This is a genomic window from Mangrovibacterium marinum, assembly GCF_003046625.1.
GTDB classification, from domain to species: domain Bacteria; phylum Bacteroidota; class Bacteroidia; order Bacteroidales; family Prolixibacteraceae; genus Mangrovibacterium; species Mangrovibacterium marinum.
Genome location: NZ_QAAD01000002.1, coordinates 50,293 through 66,564 on the forward strand (window position 1 = coordinate 50,293; position 16,272 = coordinate 66,564).

The 16,272-nt window shown below is 48.1% G+C and carries 11 protein-coding genes; 3 read left to right on the forward strand and 8 right to left on the reverse strand.

Annotated features, from left to right (window positions below):
- Nucleotides 1-90: 90 nt before the first annotated feature.
- On the reverse strand, nucleotides 91-990 hold the full coding sequence (locus tag C8N47_RS02015) for a DNA/RNA non-specific endonuclease (protein ID WP_107820855.1): 900 nt from the start codon (nucleotides 988-990) through the stop codon (nucleotides 91-93).
- A 1,187-nt stretch (nucleotides 991-2,177) separates the two neighbouring features.
- Here C8N47_RS02015 and C8N47_RS02025 point away from each other — a divergent pair.
- Entirely contained in the window at nucleotides 2,178-4,244 is a 2,067-nt protein-coding gene (locus C8N47_RS02025) for a biotin/lipoyl-containing protein (protein ID WP_425436613.1), read from the forward strand.
- Between the two features lie 335 nt (nucleotides 4,245-4,579).
- Here C8N47_RS02025 and C8N47_RS02030 read toward each other — a convergent pair whose 3' ends face one another.
- The 6 genes from C8N47_RS02030 to C8N47_RS02055 all read right to left on the reverse strand — a co-directional run bounded on the left by C8N47_RS02030 (nucleotide 4,580) and on the right by C8N47_RS02055 (nucleotide 13,017).
- Nucleotides 4,580-5,221, reverse strand: coding sequence for a copper homeostasis protein CutC (locus C8N47_RS02030; protein WP_107820857.1), 642 nt, complete (start codon nucleotides 5,219-5,221; stop codon nucleotides 4,580-4,582).
- Nucleotides 5,222-5,713: 492 nt separating this feature from the next.
- Nucleotides 5,714-6,934, reverse strand: a complete 1,221-nt coding sequence (locus C8N47_RS02035; RefSeq protein ID WP_107820858.1) for a glycoside hydrolase family 88/105 protein — start codon at nucleotides 6,932-6,934, stop codon at nucleotides 5,714-5,716.
- A 170-nt stretch (nucleotides 6,935-7,104) separates the two neighbouring features.
- The gene (locus tag C8N47_RS02040; protein WP_107820859.1) at nucleotides 7,105-9,831 is read right to left on the reverse strand and encodes an alpha-L-rhamnosidase; all 2,727 of its coding nucleotides are present in this window, start codon (nucleotides 9,829-9,831) and stop codon (nucleotides 7,105-7,107) included.
- A 278-nt stretch (nucleotides 9,832-10,109) separates the two neighbouring features.
- Nucleotides 10,110-11,153 (reverse strand): NAD(P)/FAD-dependent oxidoreductase, encoded by a 1,044-nt coding sequence (locus tag C8N47_RS02045; RefSeq protein WP_107820860.1) that lies wholly within the window; start codon nucleotides 11,151-11,153, stop codon nucleotides 10,110-10,112.
- 54 nt (nucleotides 11,154-11,207) lie between these two features.
- Complete coding sequence (locus C8N47_RS02050) at nucleotides 11,208-12,017, reverse strand: endonuclease/exonuclease/phosphatase family protein (protein ID WP_211316014.1); 810 nt, start codon at nucleotides 12,015-12,017, stop codon at nucleotides 11,208-11,210.
- 22 nt (nucleotides 12,018-12,039) lie between these two features.
- Nucleotides 12,040-13,017 (reverse strand): alpha/beta hydrolase, encoded by a 978-nt coding sequence (locus C8N47_RS02055; RefSeq protein WP_107820862.1) that lies wholly within the window; start codon nucleotides 13,015-13,017, stop codon nucleotides 12,040-12,042.
- A gap of 236 nt (nucleotides 13,018-13,253) precedes the next feature.
- Here C8N47_RS02055 and C8N47_RS02060 point away from each other — a divergent pair, with 236 nt between their 5' ends.
- Nucleotides 13,254-13,787, forward strand: a complete 534-nt coding sequence (locus C8N47_RS02060) for a DUF3124 domain-containing protein (RefSeq protein ID WP_107820863.1) — start codon at nucleotides 13,254-13,256, stop codon at nucleotides 13,785-13,787.
- Here C8N47_RS02060 and C8N47_RS02065 read toward each other — a convergent pair.
- Complete coding sequence (locus C8N47_RS02065) at nucleotides 13,784-15,430, reverse strand: SulP family inorganic anion transporter (RefSeq protein WP_107820864.1); 1,647 nt, start codon at nucleotides 15,428-15,430, stop codon at nucleotides 13,784-13,786. The genes C8N47_RS02060 and C8N47_RS02065 overlap by 4 nt on opposite strands.
- 475 nt (nucleotides 15,431-15,905) lie before the next feature.
- On the opposite strand from C8N47_RS02065, the gene C8N47_RS02070 reads away from it, so the two are divergent.
- Nucleotides 15,906-16,211: an HNH endonuclease signature motif containing protein gene (locus C8N47_RS02070; protein WP_107821091.1), complete on the forward strand. Its 306-nt coding sequence runs from the start codon at nucleotides 15,906-15,908 to the stop codon at nucleotides 16,209-16,211.
- The last annotated feature ends 61 nt before the right edge of the window (nucleotides 16,212-16,272 follow it).

Here is a 16,272-nt window from a genome sequence, read left to right on the forward strand (position 1 = left end):
CTGCGTAGTAAAACTTTCAGAAAAAAGAAAGACTATTGAAATTGAACGAATAGAACAGTTTGCCTTTCGAGGTTTTACGAATGAACGACCTTATTTTTTATGCTGCCAGCAGTATTTCGAGCCTTGTGCCGCCATTCGCTTGCATCGGCTTCCGGATTTTGTTTTTGCCGCGCACTGCACCGGGCTGCCGCTCTTTGGCGTGGCTGCCTTTTGAGCCGGCGCCTTAGCATGAAGTTGCGAATGACCGGCAAAGCCCCAACTTGCCGGATCAACCGATGCTTCGAGTTGCTTTTCCCGGGCATCGGGCAGCTTTGCGAAAAGATCCAGCTTGGTCAGCTCCTCTATCCGGTCTACCGAAACAATAAAATCGCTAACAGGCCGGTTCGAGCCCTCGTTGGGAAGCACAAAGCCAATCATCCCCTTCCCGGGACAATACACCGCCTTATAATAGTATCCGGGCACGGTAACCCGACCGGGACCGATGTGCCCTTTATTATTTGCCAAAATACCGCCAGTTACCACATAGGTCAGCTCGGCATCTTTTGCCCATTGCCGCACAAGAGCTTCGAGTTTCTTCCAAATGCCCCGATTAAATGAAGGTTCCTGCGGCGACATATTCGACAGATAGAACGATTCGGACATGGAGCGGGCATTAAACACCATGTCGCCGGCAGGGCACAAGTGCCCCCGATCGTAACCACTGCCGGAATAATCGGCCAGGCTGGCAGAGCCGGTGCGCACTGCCGGATCGGCTCGAAAAGCATCCTTGCGTGGCTGACTGCCGGCCAAAAAGTCGGGTGTCAACACATAATACACCCAATAAGGCTGTTCATCCTGCTCGGAATAGGCCAGGGTATAAAAACTATGCTTTACGATTTCGCCGCAGGCTGCCGGCGACAAATCAACAACAGAACGGTTAACGGGAGCTTTTTGCGCAAATACAATTTGGCTGAGTAAGATCGCCCAAACGAGCGTCAGAAACTTATTCATGGGGTGGTTGCTTCTAAAATTTATCGGTGTAAACAAAAAATCGCTTGATCCGCCAAGCAAATGCCTCAACAAAACCAGAGGCGATTAGCGCAAATGTGCTGACACCCCAAAGATTATCAGCACCCGCACCAACACAAAAAACCTTCATGATTCATGGGAATCACCAACAGGAGTGAAAGTCTACTATTTTAGACGATGCTGTTGTTGTTGTTTTCAAAAGTTGTCGGGTTGTCATTCCTCATCTAATCAGAACCAGTTATTGACATTGTGCCTTAGCATCTTTGCGTGGTGCACTTTCAGAAAAAACCTTCATGATTCATGGGAATCACCAACAGGAATGAAAGTTTAGGATTTTCGACCAGGCTGTTGTCGTTGTTTTCAAAAGTTATCAAGTTGTTGTCCACAACAGCGTCAACGAGCAAGGAGATCTTTTGATCAACGAGGAGTCATGGAGATCGGTTTCCCCTTTCATTTTTATAAAGAACGGAATCAAACGAAAAGCTTAGATCAGCCGGCGAAATTAGCTTTTCGGAAGAGACAGGTTGAAGATAAAAATCAGTCAATTGCTTCAGCCGATTACCCATCATTGTCTTATTCGCGCATCGCTTACATCAAAAGCCGGATTTAGCCCCCAGCCAACCGAAGAAAAAGCAAACAGACTGAACATCGGCCCGGCAATGTAAACTAAACCTTAACTAATCGATCTGTCAGCTAAGCTTGAATTAACACTACAAGACTCTCGACAAGCCCAGACTCAAACGACAATTTGCAAGCCATCTCGCCATTACAAATTCATTTAATCAGTCCGTGTACGAATCCGAATTACATTTCAAAACCAAGTACAACCTTAAACTATCAAAATGCCCGTTAGAGATCGATGAAAAGATGAAAACATGAACATTATTCTATATTTTCTAAGTGTAAATTTTAAAACATCTTATTGAAAAAGTCGATGAAAGTCATAAATAATTTCTATTGTTTCTTGTAATTTTGCCTTTGTAAAAACCAATAGGGTTACAATTATAACTTCAATTCATTAACATTTTTGATCACTACCTATGTCAAAAAAGCTTTTAATAAGAGATCTGACTCTGAGAGATGGCCAACAATCGTTGTTTGCCACTCGTTTGCGCCAGGAGCAAATCGACAGAGTTCTCCCATTTTACAAGTCTGCTAACTTTTACGCCATGGAGGTATGGGGTGGAGCGGTGCCGGATTCGGTTATGCGCTACCTAAACGAAAACCCGTGGACACGGTTACAAACCATTAAAAAAGCGGTGGGCGATGTTAGCAAACTAACTGCACTATCTCGTGGCCGTAACCTTTTTGGCTATACACCTTACACCGACGAAATCATTGATGGTTTCTCTCGCAATGCAATTCAATCGGGCTTGGGAATCATGCGTATTTTCGATGCCCTGAACGATATCAATAACGTTAAATCGACCATTAAATACGTCAAACAACACGGAGGTATTGCCGACTGTGCGGTTTGTTACACCATTGATCCGGAGCCGGAGAAAAAAGAAGAGCCGGTTGTTGAAGAACCTAAAAAAGGGTTCCTGGGCAAATTGTTCGGAAAAAAAGCACAAGCACCAGCAGCTGCTGCCGAGCCTGCTTACAAGCCCGTATTTACCGACGCTTACTTCCTGAACAAAGCCAAAGATCTGGAAAAGCTGGGTGCTGATATGATCACCATCAAGGATATGAGCGGTTTGATTCCGCCGATGCGTGTTGCCAAATTGATCTCTGAGTTCAAGAAAACCCTGCAAATTCCGGTTGATTTCCACACACACTGTACACCAGGTTACGGTCTGGCAGCTGTTTTGGCCGCAATCATGAACGGTGTTGATATTGTAGACACCAATATCTGGAACTTCGCGGGTGGACCTGCTGCTCCAGCCATTGAACTGATTTACATCTTCTGCCAAAAATTAGGCATCGAGTTGGATGTTAACATGGAAGCCGTTGCGAAGATCAACAAAGAATTGTACAATATCCGCAAAGAACTGGCCGACATCGATGCCGGCAAACAGTTCCCGAAAGCATTCAACCCATTAACCGATAAATTACCTGCTGAAGTAGATGCATTATTCAACAAGGCTATTGCAGAATGCAAAGCCGGAAACGAAGATGCTTTATTAGCCGCTTGCCACCAAATTGAAGCTTATTTCAACTTCCCAAAACCCAACAAACTGGTTCAAACAGCTCAGGTACCCGGAGGTATGTATACCAACATGGTTGCTCAGCTGAAAGCCTTGAAATCGGAAGACATTCTGGAAGATGCCATGAAACTGATTCCTCAGGTTCGTATGGACGCCGGTTTGCCTCCGCTGGTAACACCAACATCTCAAATTGTAGGTGCACAGGCCGTTAACTGCGCAATGGACGTTAAAAACGGAAAACCGATGTACACCAACGTATCCAACCAGTTTAAGAGCCTGGTAAAAGGTGAATACGGTGAAACACCAATTCCGGTAAACCCTGATTTCCGTGAGAAAATTTGTGGTCACCGCGATGAGCGCCCATTCGACACGTCGACTTACAAAATGCAGCCAAACCCAACATTAGATGAATTTGGCGGTGTTAAATTAGCCGAAAACGAAGAAGAAGTACTGTTGCTGGAATTGTTCCCGATGGTTGCCAAAGGTTACCTGACAGGGGTGAAGAAAGCTGCCTGGGAAGCGAAAAAAGCGTCGGAACCTCAAGCTGCCGCAACAACAGAAGCACCAAAAGCATCAGCTGCCAAGAAAATTGTTGGCGAAACAATTGTTACTCCACTGCCGGGTCGTTTACTGAACTACCTGGTTGCTCCGGGCGATAAAGTAAAAATGGGCCAGCCTGTGGCAATTGTTGAAGCAATGAAAATGGAAAATACCATTACCTCAACAGCTGAAGGTTATGTGAACAACCTGGTTGCTTCGGTTGGTGAAAACTTAGCCGGCGAAGCTGTTATCATGGACGTTGTTGCTGAGCCTGTAGCCAAAGCAAGTCAGGAAAAACCCAAAGCAGCAACAAAAGTAGCCGTAGGGCCTACAACCGGAGTTACAGTTCCGATGCCTGGTAAAATTCTGGACATCCAGGTGAACCCGGGCGACAAAGTACAACCGGGACAAGTTATCCTTGTATTGGAAGCTATGAAGATGGAAAACAGCATCACTGCTGAAGTTGGTGGTACTGTAAACGAAATCTTTGTTGAAGTTGGCGAAACGGTTGCCGCCGATACAAAAGTACTGGACCTGGTAGATGCTTAATTGACGAAGTATTCTCGAAAAACAACCATAAAAAAAGGTTTGGGGCTGAGCCTCAAACCTTTTTTACATTACAGGGTATTATTGATGCAAAAACCTTCATGATTCCGGGGAATCACCAACAGGGATGAAAGGCGAGGGTTGTCGTGGTTGTCACAAATTGTCGGGTTGTCATTCCACCTCTCATCAAAACCAGTTATTGACATTCGACTTAGTGTCTTCGTGTGGTCGACTTTCACCGAAAAAGCGGGGCATAGTGGCGCCCCGGCTTCTCAGACTTGCACTCCAGTAAAGAAAAAAGAAGATTTTACGGAAGTGGTGGCCAATACAAAAAGAGCTTACTTCAGCTCCCCTACAATCTTTTTCCCGTGATACTCGCTTGCGCCAATCGTCCGGCAAAGCTCATCAATATTCTCGCTGGTCACCTTTCCGGCAACAACAACCTTCAGCTTATCGCCACCCAAAGCGGTCATCTGTTGAAGCAGCTCAGCCCCTTCGGCAGCCGTTTGCGCTCCTCCCGAAGTCAGCACGGCATCAACCTCGGGTACTTCCCGGTATAAACGTTGAAAATCGGCCCACGGGTCCTTCACGCCATCAATGGCTTTATGCACACAGACATTCATCGGCTTTGCCGCCTGCGCCAAACGTCGGATTGCCGCAATATCCAATTCGTTATCGGCCGTGGTCATACCGAACACCACGCCATAAACGCCCTTGGCCTTAAAAAAAGCAATCTCTTGCTCCATTTGTCGGATCTCCTCTTCGGAATACAGAAAGCCTCCGGCTCGCGGTCGCACCATTGCTTTAATCGGAATATTGACCTTAAGCATCACCTGCTCCAGCAGTTCTACCGATGGGCTAAGTCCATCGTTGGCCAGATCGGAACAAAGCTCCAGGCGATTAGCCCCGTTTTGTTCGGCCAGCACACATTCTTCTACGGTCTCAACACATGCTTCGCGCACTAAAATTTCTGACTTCATCTTTCATGTTGATTTAGGATATAATACGGCAAAGGTAAGAAGGAGAATGTTCAACGAAGAACCACAGCGGATAAATTTATCATTTTCGCAGCAATGAAAGTGGAGAATTTGCGGATACCGGGTTGTCGTGCTTGTCAGATGTTGCCGGCTTGTCGTCACAAAACATGCACCGAAGCAATTTCAGACTGGTTCTTATCGATGATGACAGGCGCCCCGGAAGCTTCGTGCTATCCCGGAGGGATGCTATTGGAGTAGATTCAAAAAAGACCTACATGATTCCGGGGAATCACCAACAGGGATGAAAGTTTAGGATTCTTTCAACTATACTGTTGTCGTTGTTTTCACAAGTTGTCGGGTTGTCGTTCCACCTCTCATCAAAACCAAGTATTGGCTTTGCAACTTAGCGCCTCTGGGTGGTAAGACTTTCAAAAAAAGGGCAGCTATCGTCATAGCCACCCTCTGCAATATCTACTCTATTTCTGAATCTGACATTTATTTTGTATGCTGATCTAAATCTTTTTGCAATTCAATGGTTGCCATCACAAAGGGGCCAACACCCTTGGGGTCGTTATCCCGAATTTCTGTTGACGTGTAGTACTCAAACGATCCGTCGCGATAGGGATTACCGCCCAAACCAGCCACAGCACAACATTGAGTGAGCGACAGACTTCCATCTTCCTCGGTTTTAATAAAATTCCTGACAATGCCGTCAAATCCCTTTTTCGCCGCTTCCATGTAGCTATCATCCACATAGCCCATCCGGTTTGCTTTAGCAAAAGCGTATACAAACATCGACGAGCAGGTCGACTCCAGATAGTTGCCTTCCCGACCGGGAGCATCCATTACCTGCCACCAAACACCTGTTGTGGGATCCTGCGCTTTCAGAATTGCTGCATAAACCGATTTCAGGATCCCGATAAACTCGGCTCGTTGCGGATGATCTTCCGGCACAAAGTCGAGAATATCGACCAAAGCCATGGCATACCAACCTTGTGCCCGTCCCCACACATGTTGCGAAAGACCGGTAACTGAGTCGGCCCACGCTTGTTCGCGACTTTCGTCCCAACCGTGAAAATTTAAGCCGGTAATGCTGTCGTGGGTATGTTTCTGAATGGTGAAAACCTGATGCATGGCATGATCGATGGCCTCGGGCTTATTAAATACTTTGCCATACTGCGCATGGAAAGGGTCGGCCATATAAACACCATCTAGCCACATCTGGTAAGGATAGATTTTCTTATGCCAGTAACCGCCATCCGAGGTCGTTGGTTGACTTTCCAACTGGGCATAAAGCGTATCCATAGCCGTTTTGAAGCGTTGTTCGCCGGTTTTCGCATAAATCTGGAAAAGAATCTTTCCCGAGTTCACCAAATCCAAATTATACTTTTCCTTCTTGTAGGTTTTAATCGAACCATCCTCGCCAATCATTTTATCGGCATAAGCAAAGCCATAATCGTAGTATTTCTGATCTCCTGTTTCATCGGTTAAACGCTGCAAGGCCAGGCTAACCAATCCCTGCGTGTAACTCCATTTGGGTTTCGAACTCCAGTCCAGCATCGAGGCATCCGGAAAGCGGGCCATATCCGAATCAGCGAGTTTTATTCCCAACTCGATCGGACGTTGCTGATCTGCTTTTTTAGTTTGGCTACACGAAGTAGCAACAAAAAATGATGCGGCGAGCATCGTGGACAATAAAGGTTTAAATACGTTCATAGGTCTTCGCTTGTTAAAAAATATACACTCATCAACAATAGCAAAAATAGCGGGTCAACTGCTCTCGAACGACCGACATTTTACCTTTTTATGGGGGATAAACTACCGAAAAACAGGGAATATCAGCGTATTGATGAAATACACCAACAAACTGCCCGATTAGCGGCCATCTAGCGGCTGATCTGAAACTCATAGTCCCCCGAGCCAAGCATCACCTCCACATAACCATCTACCTGACCGATCAGTTCCAGATCACGATGCGAACGCAGTGCTCTGCCATCCTCGCGAATCTGATCGACCGATTGCGCCGGGATAAAAACCCTGGCGCTTGTATTCACGGGTATGCTAAGCTGAAACAGCAGCTGCCCCTGCTCCCATTGCCAGTGCGACACAAGCTTGCCATAATAAGTTTGAAATTCGGCTTCTACAAAATTCAGCCTTCGCGTAACAACCGGTTTAATCTGAATTTCCTTAAATCCGGGCACTTCGGGTGCCGACTGAATACCCGCAGCAACGCCATACATCCACTCGCCGATTGCACCATAAGCATAATGATTAAAAGAATTCATCCCCGGGGTTTGGAGCGTTCCGTCAGGCTTAATGCCATCCCAGCGTTCCCAAATCGTGGTGGCCCCCATGGTAACCGGGTATAACCACGAAGGGTACGATTTCTCCAACAGCAGCTGATAAGCCAGATCGCTGTGCCCAAAACGCGACAAGACGTGACACAAATAGGGAGTGCCCAAAAATCCAGTCGTTAAGTGATCGCCATAGTCATGAATATTTTGCACCAGGCGCTCTACTGCATCGGCGCGCATGGCTTCGGGCAACATATCGAACTGCAAAGCCAGCACATAAGCTGTCTGTGTTCCGGAAACCATCCGCCCGGCAGGAGTGACATATTCGTGCAGAAAGGCATCTTTTATATGGGTCAGCAACGAATCGAAATAGCTCACTTCATAATTCTTTTCAAGCACTTTTGCCGCGTTGATCAACAGCTGCGTAGAATGGGCATAAAAACACTGCGCAATCAAATCTTTATCCGTTGCGGCGGCTCGCCCGCTGTTATCATCCTCGGGACGGTAAAACAACCAGTCGCCGAACGACTGCTTCGGCTTCCACAAATTATTCTGCGCACTGTTTTGGATGTACTTCACCCACTTTTTCATACTCTCGTACTGATTTTCCAGCAATACCTTATCGCCGTAGGTGCGATACATCACCCAAGGTGCAATCGTAGCCACATCGCCCCAGCCCGGGCTGCATTGCTCATCCAGTATGTTTGGGATCACATTGGGAACACTGCCATCGGCAGCCTGGTCGGCAGCCAGATCCTTCAGCCACTTGGCGTAAAAACTATTTACGTTGAAGTTGAAAGCTGCCGTTGCCGCAAAAGCCTGAGCATCGCCGGTCCAGCCCAGACGCTCGTCGCGCTGCGGACAATCAGTTGGCACATCCAGAAAATTGCCGCGCTGGCTCCATTGAATATTGTGCTGTAATCGGTTTACAAAGTCATCGGAACACGAAAAGCTGCCGGTTTGCTGCATATCCGAATAAAGCGCAAAAGCTGTAAAATTCTCGGCTTTTAACTCGCCGGGATAGGCTTCAACTTTAATGTAACGAAAGCCCTGGAAGCAAAAATGAGGTTCAAAAATTTCCTCTCCTCCACCTTTCAGGATATAACTGTTGGTCTGCTTAGCCGTCCTCAGGTTGGCCGTGTAAAAATTTCCTTCTTTATCCAGCACTTCGGCGTGCTGAATGCGTATTTGATCGCCGGCTTTGCCTGTCGCTTTCACCTGCACCCAGCCCACCAGGTTTTGCCCAAAATCGAGCACCTTTTCGCCTTTGGGCGTGGTGAGTATTTTTACAGGCGAAAATTTCTCCTGCTTGCGAATCGGTTCATTTTCGGTGGTAACCAAGTTGATAACCGGGTAATTTGCCAACCGGATGGCCGCCCAATCAACATCCACAAAGCCCGGTTTCGACCAGCCCTCCTGCTCCAAACGGGCATCATACTGCTCGCCATCATAAATTTCGGACGATAAGATCGGCCCCCGCGATGAAAGCCAGCTGCCGTCGGAGATAATCTGCTCGGTAGTACCATCGGTATAAATCACCTGCATCTGAAACAACAGCGCCAACTCCTTCCCATAGTTGTCCGGTTTGGGGTTGAAACCCAGTTTCCCGCGGTACCAACCGTCGCCCAGGGTCACACCAATGGCATTCTTACCTTCATTCAGCAAATCGGTCACATCGAAGGTTTGATACTGCAATCGCTTATTATAGCTGGTCCACCCCGGGGTGAGGTATAAATCGCCAACGCGCTTTCCGTTTATCTCGGCTTCGTACATCCCGCGAGCTGTGACAAAAGCCACCGCCAGCCGAACCGGCTTCTGAAGGGCAAACTCTTTGCGCATAATCGGAGATTGGCGACTGCTCCGGTCCTGCACTCCCGCCTCTATCCATTTGGCCTGCCAGTGCTGCGGGCCCATCAGCCCCATGATCCAGTAGTTAGGCGTGCTCCACTTCGAGGCTCTGTCATTCTGATCCCACACGCGCACCTGCCAATAATACTTGCGTCCGGGCTTGAGCGTGTTACCGGTAAACTGGACAAAAACCGACTGATCGGAAGGGATCTTGCCGGTGCTGAAAATCAGATCGACTCCCTTCTGCAGCGACTCCAGGCTTTCGCTCACCCGAATGTCGAAAGCCGACTGCCTCATGTTCCGCTTCGACGATTCCAGGGTCCACGAAAGGCGCGGATACAACACATCAATCCCCGTCGGATTGATCTTATTTTCAACATATAACTGAGTGACTTCTACTTGAGCAATCGCCGGCATAAAAAACAATAGCGCAGCAAAAAGAAACAAGGATTTCTTGATACCTGATAGCATAAGTTATTTGTTTCGTTAGGTTACAGCTTCTTCATCCTTCATCCAACACCCCTACAAGGCCATTATTACGGGATTAAGGGTGAAGAAGTGGACTCAAATGTACAAAGGATATTTTCAATTTAAAACCGGAAAAGTAAAACTTACTATTCTGAAAAGCCATTCACGTACTGGTTAATTGCCCAAGCTGATCGCAACCGATGCTTCGGTGCACCCGGCAACAGTTGCAAAATCCATCCGATGAGGACACCGGTCTCCGCCTTCGAAAATCGCCTTGCTCGCTAGCAATACCGTCTTAGGTCAACTTGTGGATGAAGTGGCACGGATGGATTAATCAGGTGGGCTGCCAACTGCCGGGAAAAATAGGGCGCGAGCATACAGCCTTTTGAGCCCAGGCCATTAAAAATTCCGAGCTGCGGATGATCGGGATGCAGCCCCGCAACAGGCCTGCGGTCGTGCGTAGTAGGACGAATGCCTGCCCGTTGACCGCTAATCCGGTAGTGTCCGTTGAAAACCTGCTCCAGCTTTCCCGTCAACTCATCTCGGGCGGCTTCCGTTGGTTCTTCATCCAAATTATCCCAATCATAGGTTGCGCCAAGCCGAAATTCGCCCCCGCCTGTGGGCATCAGGAAAAAAGCCTTATTCAGAATAAAATCTGCCCGGTAACGGTCTGCCACCAGATTGAGCACTTCCCCTTTGGTATGTTTAAATTGAATCTGTTGAAAGAAGGGATTCTGCGAGGCCCGGTAACCTTCACAAAAAATGAGCTTGCGTCCTTCAAGCGGCCCGTACACCACCCGGCCAGGATGCAGGATCATCCGCTCGTATTCGAAATTAAGCTCGTACAACAAGCACTTTGCCTTCAACCACGACCGATAAGCGGCCAGGAATGTTTCCAGATCCACCCGTCCGGCTTTTTCAACCCAGCCGCTACCCTGCTCGAGTTTCAACTCCGGGTAGCGCGTAAAATCGGGCGCTGCGTTCAGGTATTCAGCCAACTCATTGTCGGCAACTTTCTTCTGCCAGAAGCTTGCCTCCCCCGAGCCAAAAACTTTGCGAATTTTCATCGGGTAAAAGATTCGGCAGCCCAGCAGCTCCTCCAGCTCGGCAAAGGTACTCGCCAACTGTGGATAGAGGTCATCCACCAGCCAGCTGCGCGTTAAACGTCGAAAAACAACCGGATTCACCAGACCGGCAGCCACTTCCGAGGCCTTCCGGTAATCCGGCGAATCAATCACCGCCACTTTTTGGCCCCGCTTTAACAGTTCATAGCTCAGTAAACTTCCGGCAAGCCCCTGCCCAACAATTATAAAATCTGATTTCATAACCGTCAGGACAGTTTGCTGCGGAATTTGTTCAGCAAGAACAAGATTTTTGGACTACTTAAACCACAGTTCAACAAAAACAGGCAGGTGATCCGATGGATATTTCTGATCGTACGAATCGGACAGCACACTGTATTTCCCGACGCCGTCAACCTTTCGGTTCACAAAAATGTAGTCGATACGTTTGTCGAGCGCACTGTTAAAATCGAACGCGTTGAACGTGCCTTCCGGGCCTAGCGGCTCGGCTGCTTCGTCGCGGCTATCGTTCATTTTGCGGGCTAACCATTTTATCGGATCGCTGTCGGGTTCCAGGTTGAAGTCGCCGGTCAGCATAACCGGAAGCTTATCCTTTCTATTGAGTGTTCGGATCTTATCGAAAATTAATTTGGCCGCTTCCTTACGAGCCTGATCTCCCACGTGATCGAAATGGGTGTTAAACACCCAGAAGTTGCGGTGGCTGTCGTACTCTTCCAGTTTAATGTAAGTACAGATCCGGGGCAAGGCCGCATCCCAGCCTCTGCTGGGCACATCAGGCGTTTCGGATAGCCAAAACCAGCCCTGCTCCTTAAGCTGAAAGCGCCGTGAGTCGTAAAAAATCGGTGCATATTCGCCGGCATTTTTTCCGTCGTCGCGGCCTACCCCTACCCAATCGTAGCCAGGCAATTGAGAGGCAAGATCGTTCACCTGTCCCAGCAATGCTTCCTGCACGCCAAGCACATCGGGCGCATAGGTCAGCACCAGCTCGCTCACCTGCTTTTTGCGCAAAGGCCAGGCATTCTCACCATCATCCGGATTATTATAGCGGATATTCCAGCTCATCACTTTCAGATCGATTGCCTGTGCTGCAACTGACACCAATAACATCAAAATCAGTAGGCTTTTCTTTTTATTCACGGGTATCATCATCGTCGGAATTACATCTGTTAAAGGCAAATTTATGGGTAGATTGTTGCTGCTCAACAACCGTATTGCGTTGTTCGGCTGATCCCTTCAGCACATAGTCGTAACAAAATTGAATGATTTCATCCCGGTAATCGGTCATCGCCGAGCGATACACCTGGTGGTCGACTCCGCACAGTGTGAAAAACCAATAGGGCTTATCCAGCTGCTGCAAACGTTCTGCAATTGTTTGCGAACCATCTAAAAGCAGATAGCCCGGAGCAGTTTCATCACAAAAGTGATGCGGAGCCGTAGCATAGGGCACCAGCTCATCGTCGGTGCCATGAAACAAGAGCGCGGGAACGGCAGAGTCGTTATAAATAAGGCTTGTATCCGGAATAGCTCCGGCCATGCTAATGACCCCGGCGTACGACACTGGCCCCGAGTCGAGCCCATAGCAATAAGGCGGCTGAAAAGCCGTGTTCAGTGCCGTTTCGGCTCCGGCACTACTGCCAGCCAGGATAATCTGATGGGGGTCGATGGCAAACTGCTCCCAACGCTCAATCAAAAAATAAGTCGCATCCTGCACATCCTCAACTGCGGACTGAAAGCTGTTCAGCTTTTCTTCTGCCGGGCACTCGCAGCCAAAGCCCGTATCCTTTCCGGCGCGCGTAAGCCGGTAGTCGACCGAAGCAACGACATAGCCACAGGCGGCCATCTGCCGACAAAAATCAACGATGTAGGCCTCGTTACGCGCGCCGCCAGCAAAACCTCCACCATGAATATAAACCAGCACCGGCCGGTCGTAAGCGCCGTCGAAGGCAGGCTGGTACAAATCCAGATCCAGCACCTGCTCATCTTTTTCGGCATAACTGTAAGTGTCCATCACCACCGAATCGGCAATTTGTTCGCGATAGCGTTCTTGCGATAGCGAGGGCTTCCAAACCAACAGCAGCAAACAAAGCAAACAGGATGTGTAGTTCATAGCAAAACTTATCGTTGTAGAATTAAGGTTAACTGTGCAGACTTTGCTAAATTAGGAAAAAAATCTGCCGCATCAATTCCCCGGTGGAAGTAGCAGCTTTTGCAATCGAAATGAAAGGCCAACACGTGTTGAACGGGACGCCCCAATGCCTTTGCTCTTGAGTGCCCCGGGCAAGATGCCCTGGCATCATTCAATGTTATTGTTAATAAATATAAACCGGTATAATTCGATCGTTTATGAAAATCTCTTATTCCCTAATACTGGCGGCCTTGCTGATTGGCGCCTGCCAGCCGCAGAAAAAGGCTGAAAACATGAAGAAAATGCAGCACCCCAGTCACAAGTACACTTTTGTCGACCTGCAATCGAACGCCGTTAATTACCTGGAGACCAACTACGTCCCCATTTATTCTGACATTTACCATATCGATGGCACCAAGCGCTTTCTGCTCACCTCAACGCTTAGTATCCGCAATACATCACTAACCGATACGGCCTATGTTTTTAGCGCGAACTATAACGATTCGTACGGCAAGCAGTTACGGAAGTATATCGACTCAACGATTTTACTGAAGCCGCTGGAATCAATTGAATTTGTAGTGGAATACCAGGAAGATCAAGGAGGAGCCGGCGCCAGCTTTTTAGTGGATTGGGGCGCCCGCGAAAATGCCGGCCAATTGCTGATTCAGGCTGTAATGACCGGAACCAGCAATCAGCAGGGACTTTCATTTTTAACCGAAGCTAAAATTGTGAAACAAATGTTCCGCGATTAAACTGCTTTTTGTTTCAACCCTTCAGCGGCTTTATACAAGGCCTGGTCGAAGGCCGACAACACATTGTCGCGTTCAATCAGCTCGAAAAGCTGTCCTTTATCCAGGTCTTTCATCACATTGGGTCGAACACCCGACAGGTAGACTTTGGTGCCACTGTTTTGGATTTGCTTCACCACATCCTTCAGGTTATGCAAACCGGTTGAGTCGATAAACGGCACGTGGCGCATGCGGATAATCAGCACTTGCGATTTCAGTCCAATCAGCTTCAGTGTTGAACTGTATTGTTTGGCCGATGCAAAAAAGAAGGGCCCGCTAATTTCGTAAATACCAATCCCCTTGGGCAAATCAGAATAATTTTCCAACACATCCGAGTCAATTTCGAACTCCGGATTTGCGCCTGCATCAGCCATTCGTTTCATAAACAGTAAGGCCGAGAGGACAATACCAATTTCGATAGCGAAGGTCAGATCGACCAAAACAGTCAGAAAGAAGGTCACCAGCAGGATCAGAATATCGAAGGCTGATCCTTTCAGAATGGACACAAACGAGCGCCATTCGCTCATATTGTACGACACCACAATTAGGATACCGGCCAGGCACGACATGGGGATGAGCTTGGCCAGGCCACCAAAAAAGAGCATGATAAACAGCAAGGTCACCGCATGGATAGCTCCCGAGACCGGCGTACGTCCGCCATTTTTCACATTGGTCGCTGTACGCGCGATGGCTCCGGTTGCGGGAATTCCACCAAAGAAGGGCGTTACCACATTGGCAATTCCCTGGGCAATCAGTTCGGTATTGGAACGGTGGTTCCCCCCGATCATCCCATCGGATACCACTGCCGACAGCAAACTTTCAATACCGCCCAGCAGAGCGATCGTCAGGGCTGGTGCCAGGTACAAATGCAGCTGGCTAAAGTCGAGGCTGGGCACCGACAGGCTAATCGTCTGCGGAATATCGCCAAACACGGTTTCAATCGTCGCTACTGGCATTCCCACCAACTGAACCACCGCTGTTACCAGCACAATAGCTACAAACGAGCCGGGAATCTTGGTCGTGATCTTTTTAAAATAAACCGAAATCAGGATGGTCACAACGGTAATCACCAAAGCCGTAGGATTGAGCTGATCGAGATTGGAGAAATAAGTTCCCCACTTAGCCAAAAACTCCGATGGCATATCTTCGAGCTGCAAGCCCAGGGCATCTTTAATCTGAGTGGTAAAAATAACCAGGGCAATACCGCTGGTGAACCCAACAACCAGTGGGTGTGGAATAAATTTCAACAGGGAGCCCAGTCGGAGCAAACCGAAAGCGATGAGGAAGAAACCCGCCAGGATGGTTGATATGATCAATCCATCGAGACCATAAGTTTGCAGAATACCGTAAACAATAACGATAAAAGCACCGGTTGGGCCACCAATCTGCACACGGCTACCCCCCAGCACCGAAATAATAAACCCGGCAACAATCGAGGTGATCAACCCCTTTTCGGGCGACACTCCCGAGGCTACCGCGAAGGCAATCGCCAAAGGCAAAGCTACAATACCGACAATAATACCGGCAAAAAGGTCTTTGGTGAACTGCTCCCTGGAATATCCTTGTTGTAATACACTAAATAATTTAGGATGAAACAGCTTTTTCATAAACTAATGTTTAAAAACGAGGCTGCAAATGTAGAGACATTTCATCCTCGTTATGCTCTACAGCACATTTTTCTTTTCTATTTATAATGAATTGAAATAAAAAACGGCGTTTTCCGGCTTCCGGCATTCGTCAATGCAAGCATAAAATCTCCTTTACAGCATTTCCGGATTCAATTGGCATTCGTTGCTGACGTGTTGCCTGGGTGAAAATTTCACAGCATCCAAAACAGTTACCGGAGCCTTTCTGAAAATTTTACAGCTCACCGGACCAACGGGAAGGCTGTTCAATCGCCACACCATCGCGCAACACCACTTTGATCCTTCATTTCCGGAAATGACTTCCGCCCGACAGAGGGGCAAAGATATTGTAAAGCAGCTTTTGATTTTTAATCCGGAACATTTCATAACTTCAACTTCCAAACCAATCAGCCGAATGCTGCTTGGCTACAAACAAAAACTGATAAAACAGAACAACATGGCTCGAAATTACAACACAGACAAAAAAGGAAATTCCTGGGCTGAAACCACCAAGCAGGCCGTTTGGGAAAAAGGACGGCCAATTCCCAATTTCGCCCCCGAGGAATGGCGCTGGGACGTATGCGGAAAAGTAATGCAATACTCGCAGTACGGCAACCGCGAATCAGAACACGGCTGGGAAGTTGACCACATTAACCCGGTTAGCAATGGCGGCTCCGACGAGCTGGACAACCTGCAACCCCTAAACTGGAAAAACAACACCCACAAGGGCGACCTAATTGAGTGGGAGCACCGTAAGAATTAAAGGGCTCCCTGAGTTCCAACACTTCATCGCCGGTTGCTGTTCCGAAAGCTGCTGAAGGTGA